This window comes from Suilimivivens aceti (assembly GCF_025567405.1).
Classification (GTDB): domain Bacteria; phylum Bacillota; class Clostridia; order Lachnospirales; family Lachnospiraceae; genus Suilimivivens; species Suilimivivens aceti.
Window position 1 is genome coordinate 77,909 of the sequence record NZ_JAOQKJ010000001.1, and the last position, 20,388, is coordinate 98,296.

At 47.9% G+C, this 20,388-nt stretch carries 22 protein-coding genes; 3 read left to right on the plus strand and 19 right to left on the minus strand.

What is annotated here, in order from left to right:
• Positions 1–86: 86 nt before the first annotated feature.
• The 3 genes from OCV77_RS00325 to OCV77_RS00335 all read right to left on the minus strand — a co-directional run bounded on the left by OCV77_RS00325 (position 87) and on the right by OCV77_RS00335 (position 2,736).
• Positions 87–1,001, minus strand: coding sequence for a MetQ/NlpA family ABC transporter substrate-binding protein (locus OCV77_RS00325; protein ID WP_331488679.1), 915 nt, complete (start codon positions 999–1,001; stop codon positions 87–89).
• Between the two features lie 66 nt (positions 1,002–1,067).
• Complete coding sequence (locus OCV77_RS00330) at positions 1,068–1,733, minus strand: methionine ABC transporter permease (RefSeq protein WP_262572264.1); 666 nt, start codon at positions 1,731–1,733, stop codon at positions 1,068–1,070.
• Positions 1,723–2,736, minus strand: a complete 1,014-nt coding sequence (locus OCV77_RS00335) for a methionine ABC transporter ATP-binding protein (RefSeq protein WP_118798340.1) — start codon at positions 2,734–2,736, stop codon at positions 1,723–1,725. Before OCV77_RS00335 ends, OCV77_RS00330 begins: the two co-directional genes overlap by 11 nt.
• A gap of 274 nt (positions 2,737–3,010) precedes the next feature.
• Between OCV77_RS00335 and arcC the strand changes: the two genes are divergently transcribed.
• Positions 3,011–3,943, plus strand: a complete 933-nt coding sequence (arcC, locus tag OCV77_RS00340; protein WP_331488680.1) for a carbamate kinase — start codon at positions 3,011–3,013, stop codon at positions 3,941–3,943.
• A gap of 97 nt (positions 3,944–4,040) precedes the next feature.
• On the opposite strand, the gene OCV77_RS00345 is transcribed toward arcC, so the two are convergent.
• The 8 genes from OCV77_RS00345 to tig form a co-directional block, all read right to left on the minus strand.
• Positions 4,041–4,853, minus strand: coding sequence for a hypothetical protein (locus OCV77_RS00345; protein ID WP_262572267.1), 813 nt, complete (start codon positions 4,851–4,853; stop codon positions 4,041–4,043).
• Positions 4,847–5,548, minus strand: coding sequence for an ABC transporter ATP-binding protein (locus tag OCV77_RS00350; protein WP_262572270.1), 702 nt, complete (start codon positions 5,546–5,548; stop codon positions 4,847–4,849). The genes OCV77_RS00345 and OCV77_RS00350 overlap by 7 nt, the downstream gene beginning before the upstream one ends.
• Positions 5,545–5,916, minus strand: coding sequence for a GntR family transcriptional regulator (locus tag OCV77_RS00355; RefSeq protein ID WP_118798432.1), 372 nt, complete (start codon positions 5,914–5,916; stop codon positions 5,545–5,547). The genes OCV77_RS00350 and OCV77_RS00355 overlap by 4 nt, the downstream gene beginning before the upstream one ends.
• Before the next feature lie 166 nt (positions 5,917–6,082).
• Positions 6,083–6,535, minus strand: a complete 453-nt coding sequence (locus OCV77_RS00360) for a signal peptidase II (RefSeq protein WP_262572272.1) — start codon at positions 6,533–6,535, stop codon at positions 6,083–6,085.
• Between the two features lie 18 nt (positions 6,536–6,553).
• Positions 6,554–8,275: a S8 family peptidase gene (locus OCV77_RS00365; protein ID WP_262572274.1), complete on the minus strand. Its 1,722-nt coding sequence runs from the start codon at positions 8,273–8,275 to the stop codon at positions 6,554–6,556.
• Between the two features lie 92 nt (positions 8,276–8,367).
• Positions 8,368–9,846 carry an ATP-dependent Clp protease ATP-binding subunit ClpX gene (gene clpX, locus OCV77_RS00370; RefSeq protein WP_262572276.1) on the minus strand — a complete coding sequence of 493 codons (1,479 nt, stop codon included), beginning with the start codon at positions 9,844–9,846 and terminating at the stop codon, positions 8,368–8,370.
• Positions 9,847–9,879: 33 nt separating this feature from the next.
• Complete coding sequence (locus OCV77_RS00375; protein ID WP_118798333.1) at positions 9,880–11,199, minus strand: C40 family peptidase; 1,320 nt, start codon at positions 11,197–11,199, stop codon at positions 9,880–9,882.
• 6 nt (positions 11,200–11,205) lie between these two features.
• The gene (gene tig, locus OCV77_RS00380) at positions 11,206–12,348 is read right to left on the minus strand and encodes a trigger factor (protein WP_262572278.1); all 1,143 of its coding nucleotides are present in this window, start codon (positions 12,346–12,348) and stop codon (positions 11,206–11,208) included.
• A gap of 213 nt (positions 12,349–12,561) precedes the next feature.
• Between tig and OCV77_RS00385 the strand changes: the two genes are divergently transcribed.
• Positions 12,562–13,038, plus strand: a complete 477-nt coding sequence (locus OCV77_RS00385) for a hypothetical protein (RefSeq protein ID WP_118798331.1) — start codon at positions 12,562–12,564, stop codon at positions 13,036–13,038.
• 92 nt (positions 13,039–13,130) lie between these two features.
• Here the strand turns inward: OCV77_RS00385 and OCV77_RS00390 are convergent, their stop codons facing one another.
• The 5 genes from OCV77_RS00390 to ispE form a co-directional block, all read right to left on the minus strand.
• Positions 13,131–13,574, minus strand: coding sequence for a YwiB family protein (locus OCV77_RS00390; RefSeq protein ID WP_118798330.1), 444 nt, complete (start codon positions 13,572–13,574; stop codon positions 13,131–13,133).
• Positions 13,575–13,599: 25 nt separating this feature from the next.
• Positions 13,600–14,421 carry a glutamate racemase gene (gene murI, locus OCV77_RS00395; RefSeq protein ID WP_262572281.1) on the minus strand — a complete coding sequence of 274 codons (822 nt, stop codon included), beginning with the start codon at positions 14,419–14,421 and terminating at the stop codon, positions 13,600–13,602.
• Between the two features lie 4 nt (positions 14,422–14,425).
• The gene (locus OCV77_RS00400) at positions 14,426–14,686 is read right to left on the minus strand and encodes a hypothetical protein (protein WP_147371219.1); all 261 of its coding nucleotides are present in this window, start codon (positions 14,684–14,686) and stop codon (positions 14,426–14,428) included.
• A gap of 78 nt (positions 14,687–14,764) precedes the next feature.
• Positions 14,765–15,448: a GntR family transcriptional regulator gene (locus tag OCV77_RS00405; RefSeq protein WP_262572286.1), complete on the minus strand. Its 684-nt coding sequence runs from the start codon at positions 15,446–15,448 to the stop codon at positions 14,765–14,767.
• Between the two features lie 89 nt (positions 15,449–15,537).
• Complete coding sequence (ispE, locus tag OCV77_RS00410; RefSeq protein WP_262572288.1) at positions 15,538–16,401, minus strand: 4-(cytidine 5'-diphospho)-2-C-methyl-D-erythritol kinase; 864 nt, start codon at positions 16,399–16,401, stop codon at positions 15,538–15,540.
• A 177-nt stretch (positions 16,402–16,578) separates the two neighbouring features.
• On the opposite strand from ispE, the gene OCV77_RS00415 reads away from it, so the two are divergent.
• A complete protein-coding gene (locus OCV77_RS00415) occupies positions 16,579–17,205 on the plus strand; it encodes a hypothetical protein (RefSeq protein WP_118798325.1) in 627 nt (208 codons plus the stop codon).
• A gap of 384 nt (positions 17,206–17,589) precedes the next feature.
• Here the strand turns inward: OCV77_RS00415 and OCV77_RS00420 are convergent, their stop codons facing one another.
• The 3 genes from OCV77_RS00420 to OCV77_RS00430 form a co-directional block, all read right to left on the minus strand.
• Positions 17,590–17,949, minus strand: coding sequence for a hypothetical protein (locus tag OCV77_RS00420; RefSeq protein WP_262572290.1), 360 nt, complete (start codon positions 17,947–17,949; stop codon positions 17,590–17,592).
• Positions 17,950–18,009: 60 nt separating this feature from the next.
• Positions 18,010–18,294: a hypothetical protein gene (locus OCV77_RS00425; RefSeq protein ID WP_262572292.1), complete on the minus strand. Its 285-nt coding sequence runs from the start codon at positions 18,292–18,294 to the stop codon at positions 18,010–18,012.
• A gap of 499 nt (positions 18,295–18,793) precedes the next feature.
• Positions 18,794–20,353 (minus strand): DUF3794 and LysM peptidoglycan-binding domain-containing protein, encoded by a 1,560-nt coding sequence (locus OCV77_RS00430; RefSeq protein ID WP_262572293.1) that lies wholly within the window; start codon positions 20,351–20,353, stop codon positions 18,794–18,796.
• Between the last annotated feature and the right edge of the window lie 35 nt (positions 20,354–20,388).

Consider the following 20,388-nt stretch of genomic DNA (forward strand, 5'->3'; position numbering starts at 1 on the left):
TATTTTGCCACAGCAGAAAAAACGGACCACTGCTTTCGCAGCGGTCCGCCTGTCATTTCAGTCTCTGTTCAGTTTTCAGCTACCGATCAGCCTTCGAAAGGAACAACTGCTCCTTCATAGGTCTCTTCGATAAACTTCTTGATATCATCAGACTTAAGAACGTTAACCAGTGCCTTAACACCTTCATTGTCCTCATTGCCTTCCTTAACAACAACGACATTTACATAGGTCTGTGCTGCAAGGGAATCAGATGTCTCAGATGCCAGAGCGTCTGTCTGTGCATTCAGACCTGCATCCAGTGCATAGTTACCATTGATAACTGCGAATGCCACTTCACTAAGAACCTTGGAAACCTGTGCTGCTTCCATCTCAACGAAATTGATGTTGTGAGGATTCTCTGCGATATCATTGATGGTTGCATCAATGCCGGCACCTTCCTTTAAGGTAATGATACCATTGTCCTGAAGGATCAGAAGGGCTCTTGCCTCATTTGTTGTATCGTTAGGGATTGCAATGTCAGCACCATCAGAGATATTGGAAAGGTCACTCTCTGTTCCTGCATAAATTCCGATAGGCTCATAATGGATCTCTCCAACGCTTACAAGGTGAGTTCCTCTCTCTTCATTGTAGCTGTTAAGATAAGGGATATGCTGGAAATAATTGCAGTCGATATCACCGGCTTCTACAACCTCATTGGGCTGTACATAATCATCAAATACAGTTACCTGAAGATCATATCCCTGCTCTGCAAGGATGGGCTTTGCTGCCTCAAGGATTTCTGCATGGGGAACAGCTGTTGCTGCTACGGTGATCACCTGAAGGTCACCTGTCTCTGCCTGTGCATCTGTGTCTGCTGTTTCTTCTGCTGCTGCAGTTTCTTCTGCTGCGGCTTCTTCTGTGGTTGTTTCTGCTGCATCTGTCTGTGCCTCGCTGCTTCCGCAGGCTGTCAGGACTCCTGTCAGTAAAGATGCTGTCAGAATCAGTGCTAATGCTTTTTTCATAATACTCTCCTCCTGAATATAATGCATTTATGATAAACCCTTTCGGGATCTATCCTTACCTGAGATTTAATCGGTGATACGCTTATCCAGCTTCTTGGATACTGCGGTTCCGATCATCTGCAGTACCTGAACGATGACGATCAGTATAATAACTGCTGCGTACATCACATCCAGCTTGTTTCTGTAATAACCATACTGGATGGCGATATTGCCAAGTCCGCCACCGCCTACTACACCGGCCATAGCGGAATAACCAAGGATCGTTCCAAGAGCAATAGTTGCCCCCACGATCAGGGAGGTTCTGGCCTCTGCCAGAAGCACCTTGAAAATAATAGTAAATAATCCGGCTCCCATGCTTTCTGCAGCCTCGATCACACCCTTGTCTACCTCAAGAAGGGAAGATTCTACAAGTCTTGCCACAAAGGGCGCTGCCGCAATGGCAAGGGGAACGATCGTTGCCGCCGGTCCGTAGCTCTTTCCTACGATCAGCTTGGTAAGAGGCATGATCGTGATCAATAAGATCAGGAATGGTACGGAACGAAGTATATTTACAATAAAATCAAGAACCTTGTAGGCACCCTTATTGGGACGCAGTCCACCGGGTGCAAGTACTACCAGGATCACACCAAGCGGAAGACCGATGGCATAGGCGATCAGGGTAGAGATCCCTGTCATATAAATACTGATCCATGTATTTTCAGCAAGCATGCTGATCATTGAACTATCCAACATAATTTTTCAGCTCCTCCACTTCCAGATTTCTGTCTCTCAGGTACTGGATCATCTTCTCAGCAGCTACGGCCTCGTCCGGAAGCTGAAGGATCATCTGACCATGCGCCACACCTCCGATATCCTTAGTGTCAGCAAGCAGAATATTGACAGGTGCCTTACATGCCAGCACCATATTGGCAATCACCGGTTCAAAGGACGAATTGCTCTTAAATACGATACGGATGCATCTCTTTCCGGTCATCTCCTCATATTTTCCATTTTCATCCTGGAATACCAGCTTTCTGGCTGCACTGCTCTTCGGTCTTGAGAAGACCTCCTCTACTGTACCGGTCTCTGCCAGATTTCCGGAATCTACGATGGCAACATGTGTACAGATCTCCTGTACAACTGCCATCTCATGGGTAATGATCACAATGGTAATTCCATATTTTTCATTGATTTCCTTTAACAGGGCAAGGATCGCCTTGGTTGTTGTCGGATCCAGCGCACTGGTTGCCTCATCGCAGAGCAGGATCTTCGGATTGTTGGCAAGTGCTCTTGCAATCGCCACTCTCTGCTTCTGTCCACCTGAAAGCTGTGCCGGATAAGCCTTCGCTTTCTCAGAAAGTCCAACGATCTCAAGCAGCTCCTTTGCTCTCTTAACCGCATCCTTTCTGGAAGTTCCCTTGATCTCCATGGGGAAGCAGATATTATCTATGACATTTCTCTGCATCAGCAGATTGAAATGCTGGAAGATCATCGCAATCTCGGTACGGGTCTTTCTAAGCTCCCCTTCCTTTAGCTGTGACAGATCCTTTCCTTCTATAAATACAGTTCCTGTTGTCGGGCGCTCCAGGAAATTCAGACACCTTACAAGTGTGGACTTACCGGCACCGCTCATACCGATGATACCGTAGATCTCTCCCTTATGTATGTCCAGATTGATTCCCTTCAGGGCTTCGACCTTATTATCTTTTCCAACGAAGGTTTTCGTAACATCCCTTACCTGAATGATTGCTTCCATCTGACCTTTTCCTTCTATATTATTGACTTTCTTAAGTCTCATAGTTCTGTATCATATCACAAACTGCCAAACCTTGCAAGAAAAGCTAATCCATAGTTATTCTGTATGAATTGTATAGTATCATCTGTTTCTTCATCTGTCAACACTATTTTCAAAAAATTTTAAACCCTATACAAAATTCCTCTGTTTTGTTATACTGAAAGCATGATGTTTCCGGGCATTCACTCCCCGGATCATACACTTTCTGATAGAAATAGGGAGGTATTTCCTGATTATGAGCAAAAAAGCAGTCGTTTCCCTCGGGCATGATGCCCTTGGCTATACAACCATGGCACAGTTAGATGCCGTAAAGGTCACAGCCAAAGCACTGGCTGACCTGATCGAGGCTGATTACCAGCTTACGATCACCCACAGCAACGGACCTCAGGTCAGCATGATCCACAAGGCCATGACTGAGCTGCGCCGTGTCTACATTGATTACACGCCTGCTCCCATGTGCGTCTGCAGCGCCATGAGTCAGGGCTATGTTGGCTATGATATCCAGAATTCCCTGAAGGCTGAGCTGCTTTCGCGGGGAATCAGCAAGACCGTCTCCACGATCCTGACACAGGTTACCGTGGATCCGTATGACGAAGCCTTTTATGAGCCTACCAAGCTGATCGGACGTTATATGTCTGCCGAAGATGCTGAGATGGAAGTAAAGAAGGGCAACTTTGTCAAGGAAGAGGAGGGACAGGGCTTCCGACGTATCATCGCAGCTCCAAGGCCCATTGATATCGTAGAGATCGAAGCGATCCGTACCCTTGCTGATGCAGGTCAGATCGTGATCGCCTGTGGCGGCGGCGGTATTCCCGTGATCGAACAGAAGCATGCCTTAAAGGGCGCTTCCGCTGTCATTGAAAAGGATGCCATTGCCGGCAAGCTGGCAGGTGACCTCAGAAGTGATGAGCTGATCATTTTAACCTCTGTTCCCAATGTATACCGCAATTACCAGAAGGAAAACCAGGAGGCACTTGCTTCCCTGACTGCAGCCAAGGCTAAAGAGCTGATCGCAGAAGGCCAGTTTGAAGAAGGCACCATGCTTCCCAAGATCGAGGCTGCTATTTCTTACCTTGCAGCCAATCCTGCCGGCAGCGTCCTGATCACCTCTCTTTCTGAGGTTGCAGATGCTGTGAAGGGTAAGGCCGGTACACGCATCACTGCTTAAATACCACTGACCCTGCACCTGTATCCGTATATCGACAGATACATGCTCTTAAAAAGGGACCGTCTTTTAACAGACAGTCCCTTTTCCTATCCTCCCCTTACTCCAGGTTCAGTTTCTTTGTTACCAGATATTCTGTCACAAAATACAGCAGAACGGTTACCACCAGGCTGACAGTTCCTATTCCAAAATATGTTCCTGTCAGCAGCGGCAGTGGGTTATCTCCTTCAAATCCGATCATGATCGGAAAAAATACGGCCTGCGAAACAATCTGAAAAACCGTCATGATCCCAAAATAAGCACCGATAGATCCAAGAATCCTGTGTTTTCCTACAAGCTGTCCGATAGCAATGGAAGCTGCCAGCACCATGGGTCCGTTAAAAATCCCAACGATCATGATATAAACCATACTGATGATAAAGGCTGTCAGTGAACTGCCACCCATCAGCTGCATCTGCCGGATCAGCTCATGGATCTCTTCCCATATCACTGTCATAACCGCAATGCCTTCCCTTTCTGCAAACAGCATTCCCATGCCGCCAAAAATCAGCACCGCCAGAGCCACAACCAGCATCGTCAGAAGGCTCCATGCAGCCATGGGAATCAGCTTCGACCAGAGCAGCTCACGCCCACTAACCGGCAGGGTATGTGTCAGATAGCCCTCATCCGTATACATGGTCTTATAAAAATGGACTGCCAGATAAATGGTAATCCCGAGACTGACTGCGATCAGTGCAAAATAAAACAGCAGCCACAGCATAATTGTCATAAATCTGCTGACATCCGCAGCCCCCTCCCTGATCCCAAGGAACGAAAAACCAGAGATCACAGAAAGCACCAGCAATACAACAGATAAAACACACGGGATCACAGATATCTCTTTCCACTCATGCTTCAATAACTTGCCTAACATGCAAACACCTCCCTGAAATAAGCATCCACGCTCTTGCCCTTCTCTTCCCGGATCTCCTCCACACTTGTCTGAAGCAGAAGCCTCCCTTCCTTCATAAAGACCACCTCATCCAGAATGTTCTCGATATCAGTGATCAGGTGCGTGGAGATCAGCACTGTGGCATTCTCATTGTAATTTGTAATAATAGTACGAAGGATATAGTCTCTGGCTGCCGGATCCACACCTGCGATCGGCTCATCGAGAATATACAGACTGGCATCCCTGCTCATTACCAGAATAAGCTGTACCTTTTCTCTTGTTCCCTTGCTCAGCGCCCTGATCCTGGCATTCTCTTCGATCCGGAGTGCTGCCAGCATTTCCTTCGCCCGGTCAGTCCTGAAATCATCATAAAAATCCTGAAAATAAGAAAGCAGCTCCCGGATAGTCGCTCCATTCTTCAGATACGTTCTCTCCGGCAGATAGGACACCTTTGCCTTGGTAGACGGTCCTGGCTTTTCTCCATCGATCAGGATCTCTCCGCCATCCGGCACAAGCAGCCCGTTTAACAGCTTGATCAGTGTCGTCTTGCCGCTGCCGTTTGGTCCAAGCAGCCCTACGATCCTTCCTCTTGGCAGTGTCAGTGTCAGGTCATGCAGTGCATCCTTCCTTTTATCATATGATTTTTTCAGATTATGGATCTCTACCAGTTCACTCATGCTTCCTCTCCTCCCGTCTCCTGCTCGATCAGTGCCAGTATATCTGCTTTCTGAAAGCCAAGCTCCTTCATCTGTTTCACAAATTCAGCCGCCTGCTCTGCTGCAAGCTGCTTTCTGATCTGTTTTATCATTTCCATATCCTCCGTCACCACTCTTCCGCTGGTTCTCATCGTCACGACAAGTCCGCTTCTTTCCAGCTCAGACAATGCTTTCTGCATCGTGTTGGGATTGACTCCCGCCTGTGCTGCAAGCTCCCGTACACTCGGGATCTTCGTCCCCGGTGCATATTCACCGGATACGATCTGCCGCTGGATCCTTTCCAGTATCTGTGCGTAGATCGGCCTGTCGGAATCCAAATTCCATGCCATATCCATCTTCCTTTCCTTTTCCCTGTTTCTCTCTCCATTCTGCTTTTTATTGATTTCATGTTCGTTTGTATTATCTGATTAATACAGTAATACATATTACCATTTTTGTCAACCTGAAAAATAAAAATATAAAAGGCCGGCAATTCCATTTGCCAGCCTGCTTTTCTTACTCCTGCAGATACCCTGCTGTCGTTAGCAGAGCTCCGGTCATGATGCAGAAATCACCGATATTAAACACGATCCGGCGGATTCCCTTCACCGGTACATTAAAGCTTACATAATCTACCACATATTTTCTCTTCAATCGGTCATAGGTATTGGTGTAAGCACCGCCAAGCAGAAGGGTCAGCCCCCACTTCAGAAGCCCTTTTCCTGCAGTTCCGAGTGTCAGAAGAAATACTACTGTCAGAACTGCAGTCAGCACTACCGATACCAGCATCACAAGCTTCTGCTTCTTTTCACCGGCATTCAGAAAGGCTCCCCTGTTGTGGTGCTTCCTGACCAGCAACGCACCGCCGCAGATCCTTTCATTCGTCTGCTCTGTTTTTGTCTTTTCAATATGTCCCTTGATCCCTGTTTCCAGTCCAAAAATTCCAAGAATAACTGCCAGATATTTCATGCTGCTCCTCCTCATCGTTTATATCCCTGCGATCACATCAAAGGTTTTTGCGATATTCACCTGTCCATAGCCCCATTCCCTCGATGGGAACTGAATACCGGGTGGTCGCACTGCACCCCGGACGAGATAATTTTTCACTTCTCTGCTCTCTAACCACCGTTCTCTGCCATCTACCACTGCCCACTGCAGGAACTGGGCACAGATCCCGGCAAGCAGTGCCGCTCCGAAAGCAGATCCCGTCCTGCTTCCCAGCACTGTTGAAATCTCCACCCCTGGTGTGCACAGCTCTGGCTTTACATTGCCTCTTCTGCTAAAGCCTCTTCCGGATTCCCCATAAAAGCTGTTATTGCTGTCCTGATAATATGTGGTCGTGATCACCTCTCTTGTATTTCCAGGCTCCGTCAATGTAACGTAAGGAGATGGTCTTAAGAAATAGGTATCCCCGCCCAGGAACTGCGTAATGGGAAGCCATATATGGAAATTTCCATTCTCATCATATTCTGCTCCGGTTGTTGTCACCTGGATCGTCCAGATTCCCGGTGTCGGATCCTGAAAACGGAACAGTATCAGTTCACCCCCGGAGCCCGGCTCTACCAGACTATGGTTGACCCTGATCACGGTTTTTTCATAAATAAAGGTAAACTCCCTTGTTTCCTGCACCTTAAAATCCACCGGATCTGTTATCTCACCACCCGGTGCCCGGATCGATATGGCGTGTGTCGCCGGCATGGTTCCCCAGAGCTCTGCCACAAATCCTTTTTCCCCGGCATCTACCCGTATTTCCACATTTTCGGTAGACTGCTTCATGCCTGCCGTAGCATACCCGATAAAATGATGGGCGCTGTTTCCCTCATCACCGCCGCACACCACCACAGACCGGCTCCTTCTGGTTGCCACACTGTTCAGATACTCTGCAAGCAGTGACTGTCCCTCATGATTTCCCATATTGGTACCGATCCCCATGCAGATCACAAGCGGCCTTCTCATGGAAACAGCATAGCCTTCCAGATATTTCACAGCAGCGATAACATCATTTTCTTCATAGGCTGTCACACCATCCGGAACAAAAAAGGATTCTGTCAGATAACGCTTTGCCTGCTTCAGCTTCACAACCACAATATCTGCATCCGGTGCTGCCCCCTGAAACCGTAAGCCTCCGGAAAGCATACTGCCTGCTGCCACACTGGCGATCTCTGTCCCATGACCGTTTTCATCATAGCTTGGCACGATCTGCCGCGGCTTTTCGCTTTGCAGTGCAGCCTGGATCAGCTCCCTTGTATACTCTGTTCCATAAAGAAACCCAGCCGGTGGCTGTCCACTCTGGATCTCCTGATCCCAGATACCAAGGATCCTGGTGGATCCATCAGGATTTCGGAACACTTCCTCATCATACCGTATCCCTGTATCAAGAAATCCTAGCACCACGCCCCTTCCCGTCAGGTTTAATGGTGCACCCTGCACCTGCAGGATCCCGCACTTCATCAAAGGCTCCGGATCAAAAGATACAGCAGCTCCTCTCTCCAGTCCCATAAGCCCAAAGAGCTTGGGGACATCCCTGTAGATCAGCCCACGAAGCCTCTGCGGACTCATTTCATCCTTCTTTATATAGACCAGGCTCAGATCATTTTCAATATTTAAAAACAGACCGTCTTCAAAATAACCGGTAAAACCTTCTTCTCTCGGGCTATCTGTAAGAAAATCATAATAGTCCTCTGACATGATTTTTTCTCTGTCTGTCATGTAAGTCCATTCCAAAGAGACATGCCGTTTCCTGTCTGCTGCCTCTTCTTTGTTTTACTTCCTATTATATGAAAACAGTCTGTTTTTGCTCTTTATTTTTCCTGTACTTCAATTGCCTTCAGTCCGTCTGCACTGATCGCTGCCGAATTTCTGATATCAATGACCGGTCCGCCGGCTCCTTCTATATACTCTCTGGTGATCGTCACCTTGCCGATATTGTCATCCTTGGGGATCTCATACATAATATCCAGCATAAAATCCTCAATAATAGCACGCAGTGCTCTGGCACCTATATCCTTCTTCATAGCCTTTTCCGCTATCGCTTCCAGCGCACCATCATCAAAGCAAAGCTGTACCTCATCCAGCTCAAGCAGCTTTTGGTACTGCTTCAGGATCGCATTCTTGGGCTCCTTCAGGATACGTACCATCATATCCTTATCCAGTGCCTTCAGTGTATAAATGATCGGCAGTCTTCCAAGAAATTCGGGGATCATACCAAATTTCTTCAGATCCTCGATCGTTACCTTACTTAAGATATCGGTATCATTATCATATTTATCCTTCAACTCTGCATTAAAGCCAATGGAGGTCTGCCTGCGCAGTCTCTGCTTGATGATCTCTTCAAGATCCGGAAACGCACCGCCACAGATAAACAGGATATTACGTGTATTGATCGTTGTCAGCGGCACCATCGCATTTTTACTGTTTGCGCCAACCGGTACCTCCACCTCTGCTCCCTCCAGCAGACGGAGCATACCCTGCTGCACACTTTCTCCGCTCACGTCTCTGCTTGTTGTATTCTTTTTCTTGGCGATCTTATCGATCTCATCAATAAAAATGATACCACGTTCTGCCTTTTCCACATCATTATCTGCTGCCGCAAGAAGCTTGGATACCACACTTTCGATATCATCACCGATATAGCCGGCCTCTGTCAGGGATGTTGCATCGGTGATAGCAAGCGGTACATCCAGAAGCCTTGCCAGCGTCTTTACCAGATAGGTCTTGCCACAGCCTGTAGGTCCGATCATCAGCATATTTGACTTCTCGATCTCAATATCATCCATGGTTCCCGTCGCCACACGCTTATAATGATTGTAAACAGCCACGGAGATCACCTTTTTAGCATGCTCCTGTCCGATCACATAATCATCTAGCTGTGCCTTGATCCTGTGTGGAGGCGGAATGTTCCTGATATCCAGAACCGGTTCCGACCCTTCGCTCTTTTTCTTTTTCTTGATCTTCTGCTTATTGGGGATACCTCCCTCTCCCTGAAGGTCTGCAATATTCAGGAACCTGATATTGGGAAATCCCTTTTTACTCATATCCTGATTCAGGCTGTTCATAAAATTAGGATCCAGCATACCCTGATAATCAAACTGGCTCACAGTATCCATGGTCTTATGCATACAGTCATTACATACACAAATATTATTGGGAAGCTTGAACATCTTTCCCGCTTTGCTTTCCGGCCGCCTGCAGATAAAGCAGACATCCTCATAATCGCTTTCCTTCTGATCTTCTGTCAGCGCGTCCTTCTGATCCTTGTCCTTTTCATCAAAATCTGCCATATATTTCTCCTGTCAGTCTGCTGTTCTCTATCACTATACGATCCTGCGGATCGTCAGCATCTCCTTATAAGTTGCATTTGTTATCTTAATACCTGTCCTCTGTGTGCTTGCATGCACAATCTGCCCATTTCCAATATAAAGTGCCACATGTCCGGCATAACAGATCACATCTCCAGGCTGTGCCTCTGAATAACTCACCTCACTGCCATAGCTTCTGAAGGAATACGATGTTCTTGGCACAGAATAGCCAAAGTCCTTATACACCCTCCAGACAAATCCGGAACAGTCTGCCCCGTCTGTCAGGCTGGTTCCTCCGGGAACATAAGGGTTCCCGATAAACTGGCACGCATAATTGGCGAGCTGCTGTCCCTTACTTCCGGAAAAGCTGGACGGAGACGCATACTGCCTGGAGCTTCCTGATGAGCTGCTGTCTGCACTGCCTCCTGATTCCCCGGAAGAGCTGCTGCCATAAGAAGCTCCATCTTCTTCACTTTGTCTCCGGAGAGCCTCTTCCTGTGCCTTCCTTGCTTCCTCCTCCGCCCTCTTTGCTGCCTGGATCTCAGAATCCTTCTGGCTTGAGGCGCTTTCAAGCTGCCTGATCTCATCAGACTGCTTTTTGATATTGGCTTTATAAACTGCGGCCTCCCGCTTCGCCTGTGCAAGCTGGGTCTCATAATCATCATATGCTTTTTTCTTCTCGTTCAGCATGATCGTCAGACTCTTCTGCTCTTCCTCCAGCTCATGCTGCTGTGCCTGGAGCTCTGCCTTTTCATCCTCCAGCTGGTTTTTCAGGTCTTCGGTCTCCTGCTTGACTCTCTGATATTCCTCAAGCATTTTGCGGTCATAGCTGTAAAGCTGCTCCACATAGTCTGCCTTGTTGACCATATCCCCGAAATTCTGGCTTTCCAGGAGAAGCTGTAAATAAGTGCTGTCACCCTTTTCATACATGAAGCGGATCCGCAGCTTCATGGCATCATACTGCTTCTGCTCCGTTTCCTTAGCCGCTTCGTAATCTGCTGTGGTTTTCTGAAGAACCTCTTCCTTTTCCTTCAGCTCCTCCTCTATGATCTCTACACTGGCGATCGTTTCTACCAGTGCAGCATCCACCTCTTCCACCTCTTCAGCAGCGGCATCCACATTCCCCTGAATGGAACCGATCGTCCCTGTTACACTGTCCAGCTTCTGCTGTTCGGAATTCTGTCTGTCCTTGGCATCCTGCTTCTTTTTTTCCAGCTCCTGCTTTTCCTGCTCCAGTTCGGAGACAGTCTTTGCCTGTACCGGCACTGTACCAGCTGCCAGCAACAGAACGCCCATTATAACTGCTGCAACCTGAATTCCTCTTTTTCTTCTCATATCCCTTTATTCTGCCTGCTCCACTGTAACTACCGCATTCTCTGAAAGGAAGTTCAGCACCTTTTGGGTCAGAAGATACTCCCTGAATGCCTCTTCATCGATCATTTCCCTGTAATCCTCTACAGCCTGTCCATAGAGCTCTGCATCTGCCTGCAGCTCCTCCTCTGCCTCTGCTTCCGAAACAGTAATGTTCTCCTGGTCAGCGATTGCCTGCAGCATCAGATATTTCTTTGTCATATCCTCTGCCTGCAGCAGAAGGGTTGCCTGGTAATCATCAGCATCCCCGCCATAGTAAGCTGCCACATAGCTTCCGATATCCACACCGTATGCAGAAGCATAGCTTGTGATATTGGCTGTCAGTGTATTGTTCATCCTGTCTACGATAGGCTGCGGCACCTCTTTAAATTCACAGTTCTCTTCTGCTGCTGTGCATGCCTTATCCGCTTTCTCGGAATTGTAGCTCTGTGTCTGCTGCTCTGTCAGGATATCCTTCGCATATGCTTTATATTCTTCCAGTGTATTTACTCCGTCAATTCCAAGACCTGCCACATAATCATCATTCAACTCTGCTGTTTCCTGTACACTGATGCTGTTCACTGTAACAGTAAATACGGCTGTCTTTCCGGAAAGCTCTGTATTGTTCGGATAAGGATCCGGGAAGGTAGCTTCTACATCCCTTGTTTCTCCGATTTCCATGCCGATACAGCCATCCTCAAATCCGTCGATAAAGCTTCCGGAACCGATCGTCAGATCCTGTCCCTGTGCAGTTCCTCCTGCAAAGGCAACGCCATCCAGCTTCCCTTCATAATCAATATTGACAGTATCCCCGGACTGCACCGCCCTTCCCTCTACAGGTGTGGATACCGGATTCATCTGCCGGACGTACTCAATATAACTGTCGACATCTTCCTCTGTTACTACCGGTTCCTCTGAGGTCATGCTGATCTCAAGTCCTTTATATTCCCCAAGTGTCACATAATCAGAAGCTGTATAATCCTTCAGATAGCTTCCATCTGTATCTGTACTCTCTGCCGCTTCTGTACTTCCCTCTGCTTCTGTGCCCTGCTCTGCATTTTCTGCCTTCTGGCCGCAGGCTGCCATGGATACAGTCACTGCCACAAGCAGTGCTGCCAGTAATTTTCTTTTCATAAACTCCTCCATTTTCAGATCTTATCTGTGCTTACAAATATATCATATTTTTTCCTCTATTTAAAGGTTTTACAAAAATTTCAGAATTAGCCGGAAAATGATTCCTTTTAATCCACCTGTAAAATCACCTGCAAAATACTGGCTTTTGTCTTGCCTATTTTTCTGTTAGATGTTACAATATTTTTTGACTTTATTTAATAGAGGAGGACTATCGTGAGTACCTGGCAAATCGTTTTATTAGTTATACTTGCAGTATTGATCATTACACTGGTTGTTTTATATTTCCTTGGAAAAAAGGCGCAGAAAAAACAGGAAGAGCAGCAACAGCAGATCAACGCCATGAAACAGACTGTCTCCATGCTGATCATTGACAAAAAGCGGATGAAGATCAAAGAATCCGGTCTTCCACAGGCGGTCATCGACCAGACACCGAAGCTTATGCGGGGCAGCAAGCTTCCTATTGTGAAGGCTAAGGTTGGTCCCCAGATCCTTTCTCTTGTCAGTGATGAGAAGATTTTTGACAGTATTCCTGTCAAAAAGGAAGTCAAGGCCGTTGTCAGCGGTATCTACATCACTGAGGTAAAAGGACTTCATGGAAAACAGCCTGTTGTAGAGAAGAAGAAAAAGGGGTTCTTCAAAAATATGGTTGAGAAGGCACAGGAAAAGGCCGGTGCCAAGCCTGTTAAATAATTTTATGAATTAACCACACTTTAAAAGCCTGGTGCATTCCTCTGCATCAGGCTTTTTATTACTATTTTTTGTCCGCCTCTGACCGGCAGCTTTTATAATTCCAGCATTTCTTCTCTTGGACTGATATTCATTTCCAGCTTGCAGTCTGCCATATGCTCATAGTTGGCTTCCAGGCTGTAATCCACATCCACATGGATACTGTCCTCATCTTCAATGATCCTGATATCCCCTGTGTCAATACCGATCAGAATATCTCCGTAAGGTGTGCCATATCGTGTCATATTCCTTTTGTTCTGTTCAAAGATCATATGAACATTGATAAACCCCTTTTTGGTCACCTCTACCTGGGAGCCCTTTATCTTGATCGTGTTTTTAACTGTTTCTGAGAAATCCTCCATCACCTCATCATAAATGATGTAATGACTGTCATTTCTCTTATAATACTCAGCCGGTGTAATGGTTTCCAGTGCCCTGGCATCCTCTTCAGCTGCTGCAAACTGCAGCCCCTTGAGCGCCAGCAAAACTTCTTTTTTCATATAAAAATTCCTCGTATAAAATATTTCAATAGCCTTCCACATTCAGCGTCTTGGCAGAAAGGATGCCATACTTGATGATGGAATTGGCAAACTGCTTGAACTTTTCGGAGGCATCACTGACGTAGAACTGATACTGGTTATCCCCCAGTGCCGGCCGCACCTTACGCAGCAGCTCCTCCCTCTGCAGCAGCTCCTTCAGCTCCCGTGCAGTCTCATAAGCAGGATTTACAAGTGTCACCCTTTCTCCCATGATCCTGCCGATCGTTTCCCGGATCAGAGGATAGTGGGTACAGCCAAGTACCAGGGTATCGATATCAATATCAATAAGCTCTGCCAGATAACGCCTTGCAATCTCATCTGTAACAGGATCCCGCCAGAGTCCTTCCTCTACCAGTGGCACAAATAACGGACACGCTCTTTCGATCACTTCCACATCCGGCTTTTTCTTTTTTATGTAACTGGAATAGATCGCACTGGAGATTGTCGCCGCTGTGGCGATCACTCCGATCTTTCCATTTTTTGTCACCTCACTGGCTGCCCTTGCTCCCGGCTTCACAACACCGATGATTGGAACCTCGGTTTCCCTTTCCAGCTCATCCAGCGCATAAGCACTTGCCGTATTGCACGCTACCACAATGGCCTTCACGTGCTGACTTTCCAGGAAATGCACAATCTGTCTGGAAAACTTAGTCACAGTCTCCCTTGACTTGCTGCCATAGGGTACTCTTGCTGTATCTCCGAAATAAATGATTTTTTCATCCGGGATCTGATGCATGATCTCCTTCATAACGGTAAGGCCACCGATCCCCGAATCAAATACGCCTATGGGCGCATTAGTATCTGTCATTCTTCTAATCCTTCTTATTCACTATTTTTTCTTTTACCTGATATACATATTCCGCAAGCCGCCATTTTATTCGGACTGGCTGCTCCTGCCCGTCCTCATCCCACAGAAAAAGCTGCTTTGCTTCCTCATAGGGAATCTGATATTCCGCTCCTTCCTCCTCCACCAGAAGATACGCATCCTCCGGGAGGATCAGCTCCGGATATACAAATCCAAAATAAGCTGCCATGCCTGCGATCAACAGGCCATATTCCAGAATTTTCTTCAAAGCTTCTCCTTCCACAGCGCCTTTCCACTGTATACAGAGAAGTATATCCTGAATTTGTACAGCTATACTGTACCTCGATTATTTCCTTTTTTCAAGCCGTATCTGCCGGATGACAGCCTTCTGCTGATTATCGATATGCTGCTTTGCTGCATTACGGGCACGTACCACATCCCTTGCTGCAATGCTGTCACAGATTTCCCTGTGTTCTGCAAGAAGTACACCCCTCTGCTCCTCTTCCTTGATATAGACAAAACGATACCGGTACATCTGCTCTGCCAGATTATTGACAAGCTGCTCCAGTCTCTGATTTCCTGCCGCCCGGATAATAATATCATGAAAAGCCACATCCGCTTTTGCAATTGCATCCGCATCATTCCCGGCAGCCGCTTTTTCAAAATCTTCACAGGCCTTTTTCAGCTCCCGGATCTCCTCCCCGGTGATCCTTTCACAGGCAAGCTCTGCTCCCAGTGCATCCAGTGCACGCCGCACCTCCAGCACATCATTCAGACTTTTCTCCGTGATTTCCGCAACCTCTGCCCCTCTTCTTGGAATGATCGTCACAAGCCCTTCCAGCTCAAGCTTCCGGATTGCCTCACGGATAGGTGTCCTGCTGACCCCCAGCTTTTCTGCAAGATGTACCTCCATCAGCCGCTCTCCCGGCTTTAGCTGTCCTGTCAGGATCGCCCTTCGCAGGGTGTAGAATACCACATCCCGCAGCGGTAACAGATCATCCACTTCTATCTGAAATTCCTTCTCTTCCATATACCCTCTTCCTTCTGTTTTCCGGCTCGTCATCTCTTTCCGCCGGTCTGCCCCTTCTGTTTCAAGTTTCTTTTTGATTCACCGTCCGGTCACATATTTACAAATTCTGTCACAAATACCTGCTGCGCCAGCTTTTCCTTCCGGATCCTTTCCATCGCCTCACTGGCTCCTGCTTCCTCTGTAAATACCCCGAATACGGTGGGTCCGCTGCCGCTCATCAGTGCATTTTCTGCACCGCTCTCCAGCATCTTTTTTTTGATCTCCTGGATAATGGGATATTCTTTTACCGTCACCGTTTCCAGGACATTTGCCATCCGGTCTGTGATCCCCCTCAGATCCCCCTCCCGGATCGCCTGTACCATTCCGTCAATATCAGGATGATCCTTCACTGTTTCTATATGGAGATTCTCATAAACAAATTTCGTTGATACATTGATGTCCGGCTTGGCAATGCAGAGCACTGCCTTTGGTGGTGCGGGCAGCGCAGTCAGCACCTCTCCGATTCCTTCTGAAAGCGCTGTCCCACCCATGATACAGTAAGGAACATCGGCTCCGATCTTTACACCCTCTTCCCGCATGGTCTTCTCATCCATATGCAGATTAAAAAGTGTATTCATTCCATGAAAAACTGCTGCTGCATCCGTGCTGCCCCCGGCCATGCCTGCTGCGATCGGGATGTTCTTTTTCAGCGAGATCCTGATGCCTTCCCGAATCTGATATTTCTCTGTCAGAAGCTCTGCTGCCCGGTAGATCAGATTCCCCTTATCTGTCGGCAGCTCCTCTTTATCTGTTGTAACAATGATTCCTTCCTTTATTTTCTCAAAGGTCAGCTCATCATATATCCCTACGGTCTGCATCACCATTTTTACATCATGGTAGCCGTTTTCTCTTCTTCGTAACACATCCAGTCCAAGATTGATCTTGGCATACGCCCTGCGTTCTGTCTTTTCCATTCCAAACCGTCCTTTCTTTTGCCCGGTTTCCTTTGTATACAATATACACCAGATTGTACTTAATTTTATACAATCTGGCTTTTCCTGTCAATGGTTAATAAAATACTCCATTCTGCCGATTATATTGTTAGGATAAGGCTTTTCATGATTAATTTTGAAACCAAGGAGGGTGTAAAAATGAGTGTAAACGGAATTACCGGTGCTTCTGATGCTTACAGTACTTACTCTGCAGCATCTAAGACAGCACAGACCAAAGCATCTGAGAAGGCTGTGTCAGATAAGACCTCTGAAAAAGATACCGCTGCGGTATATGAGCCTTCGAAGAAAACTACTACTACAACCACAACCAAGAAAACTTACAAGCCTGATACTGCTACGATCGCCAGGCTAAAGGCTGATGCAGAGCAGAGAACTTCCCAGTTACAGAGTCTTGTAGAAAAGATTCTCATAGGTCAGGGCAAGGTCTACAATAATGCCAATGACATCTGGAGTGTTCTTTCCAGTGGAAATTTCACTGTAGATGCCGCTACCAAAGCACAGGCGCAGGCTGACATCGCTGATGATGGTTACTGGGGTGTATCTCAGACCTCACAGAGAATTCTTGATTTTGCTACCGCTTTAACCGGTGGAGATCCCGATAAGATCGATGCTATGCAGGCAGCTTTCAAGAAAGGCTACGAAAAGGCTCAGAAAACCTGGGGCGGACAGCTTCCTGATATCTGCCAGAAGACCTACGATGCCGTATTAAAGGGCTTCGATGATATGAGAAAGCAGAATGCAGATACCACTTCTGAAGTACAGTAAGCAGTATCTGTACAATGAATAAAAACAGAGCAGGGTGCCAGACGGCACCCTGTTTTTTGCTGCATCTGAAGTTTTTCACTCTTCTTCTGGTGGGGCACCATGGCTGCTTTTCTTCTCCTGTGCCCCGCTTCCTCGGGTTTTTCTTCTCTCTTCCCCTCCCGGCGGGGCACCACGACCTCTTTTCTCCTCCTGTGCCCCGCTCCCTCAGTTTTTTCTTCTCTCTTCCCCTCCTGGCGGGGCACCACGACCTCTTTTCTTCTCCTGTGCCCCGCCCCTCGGTTTTTTCTTCTCTCTTCTCCTCCCGGCGGGGCACCATGGCTGCTTTTCTTCTCCTGTGCCCCGCTCCCTCGGGTTTTTCTTCTCTCTTCCCCTCCCGGCGGGGCATCACGGCTTATTTTCTTCTCCTGTGCCCCGCTTCCTCGGGTTTTTCTTCTCTCTTCTCCTCCTAATGGGGCACCATGGCTGCTTTTCTTCTACTGTGCCCCGCTCCCTCAGTTTTTTCTTCTCTCTTCCCCTCCTAGCGGGGCACCACAGCTTCTTTTCTTCTCCTGTGCCCCGCTCCCTCGGTTTTTTCTTCTCTCTTCCCCTCCTAGCGGGGCACCATGGCTGCTTTTCTTCTACTGTGCCCCGCCCCTCGGGTTTTTCTTCTCTCTTCCCCTCCCGGCGGGGCACCACAGCTTCTTTTCTTCTCCTGTGCCCCGCTTCCTCGGTTTTTTCTTCTCTCTTCCCCTCCTGGCGGAGCACCACGGCTTCTTTTCTTCTCCTGTGCCCCGCTCCCTCAGTTTTTTCTTCTCTCTTCCCCTCCTAGCGGGGCACCACAGCTTCTTTTCTTCTCCTGTGCCCCGCTCCCTCGGTTTTTTCTTCTCTCTTCTCCTCCAGGCGGGGCACCATGGCTGCTTTTCTCCTCCTGTGCCCCGCTCCCTCAGTTTTTTCTTCTCTCTTCCCCTCCCGGCGGGGCATCATGGCTGCTTTTCTTCTCCTGTGCCCCGCCCCCTCGGTTTTTTCTTCTCTCTTCCCCTCCTGGCGGGGCACCACGGCTTCTTTTCTCCTCCTGTGCCCCGCTCCCTCGGTTTTTTCTTCGCTCTTCATCTCCTAGCGGGGCATCATGGCTTCTTTTCTTCTCCTGTGCCCCGCTTCCTCGGGTTTTTCTTCTCTCTTCCCTCCTGGCGGGGTATCACGGCTTCTTTTCTTCTCCTGCACCCCGCTTCCTCGGGTTTTTCTTCTTTCTTCCCCTCCTAGCGGGGCACCACAGCTTCTTTTCTTCTCCTGTGCCCCGCTTCCTCAGTTTTTTCTTCTCTCTTCCCCTCCTGGCTGGGCACCACGGCTTCTTTTCTTCTCCTGTGCCCCGCTCCCTCAGTTTTTTCTTCTCTCTTCCCCTCCTAGCGGGGCATCACGGCTTCTTTTCTTCTCCTGTGCCCCGCTTCCTTGGTTTTTTCTTCGCTCTTCCCCTCCTGGCGGGGCATCACGGCTGCTTTTCTTCTCCTGTGCCCCGCTTCCTCGGTTTTTTCTTCTCTCTTCCCCTCCTAGCGGGGCACCACGGCTGCTTTTCTTCTCCTGTGCCCCGCTCCCTCGGTTTTTTCTTCTTTCTTTATCGTATGATCAGAATCCGGTCACCAGCCTTGATCTCATTTCCGGGCATACCATTGGCCTCCCTAAGGGCTGCCACAGGCACATAATACCGCTTTCCAATATCCCACAGGCTGTCACCCTCCCGTACTACATAAACAGCCAGTGATGGCAGTCCCTCTATCTTCTCACTATCCAGCTCACTGGTAGTGATCTCTTCAATAATATCCTCTGTCCACGCCCGGTAAATATGTGCATGGAAAAATACCACACACTTGCAGTCCAGCTCGCTGCCCTCCACAATAGAAGCCGAAATCTGTTCCAGATCTGCATCCACCTGGAAGGTGCAGCTTTCATCAATTCCCTCTGCCTCCAGAACATATTGCACAGGCAGGCTGATCTTTCTGCTGTACAGATTTCCTTTCTCTGTACCATCCTCATACATCACCTGAAGCTTTGCTTCTCCAAAGAGCGCAATACCTCCCTCTGTGTATGCCGGCTCCTCAAGCTGGATCATTCCCCTTGTATATAAGACCTTTCCGGCATGTTCTTCCTCTGGAAGCGTCAGATGCTCTGCAAGCTTCATTTTCCCACTGCTCTTAGTCAGGAACCTCCGGAAGCTTCCTTTCTTCTTTTCTATACCCACTTCCTTTACAACACCATAAACATCCGACAGGATCTCAAGCTCTTCCTCTTCACAGGCATTGATCTCAAGATTCAGTACCAACTCAAAAGTAAAAACCCTTTCCTCGCCATCAAAATCAGGCCGTACTGCCACCTCACGCACCTCTGACAGACAACAGATATCTGGAATCATGCTTTCCCTGGAACCATCACAATCCAGCGCTCCTGCAAAAGGGATCACCGTGTCATAGTGGCACACCTTTCCTTCCCCTTCTCCTCTGTACAGAAAGAAAACCCGCACTTCCCCCTGTACAGTGATCTTATCCTGCTGCATTTTGAATTCCACACCTGCAGGCTGGATATCATACCAGATCAGAGAAGCTATGTTAGGAAAGCTTCCCGGTATCTCTGCCTCTTCCTTCATCCTGAAAATATCCTTCTTTTTCATCACTGTTGTTGCCACAGATAAAGGCTTTTTCCGGTATTCAATCTCATTTGTTCCCGTTACACCACTATCTGCCACATCAACGGCCGCTTCTTCATCCTTCAGCTCCTCACATACCGCCTTCAGCATGACAAGCGCCTGCACATTGAATTTGCGTGAATTGATCAGTGTGGTAGTCAGATCCTCCAGCACCGCCCCCACCTTCACTGAGTCACCCTCGCCAAGACCGGCAAGATAAATCTGCTCGTCAATGGGAACCTCCCCATCCACTACAGCTACACTTTCTCCTTCCTGATCGGTCGCATAAAGAATCTGGAACTGAAGCTTCCCCTTTATAAAAGCCCGATCCTCCCTTGCCCTGACCTCTTCTATCACTACATTTCCCTTATCCATGATGATCCGCACAGCGTCCGGTCTCACATCGGAAATATTATGATCCTTTTCTAAAGATGTCTCCATGGATGCGCTGCATTTCCGGCAATCCATATGTATGTTTCGTTTCAATAATTCCACAAAAATACCTCCCTGCGTATACTTATTCTAAATAT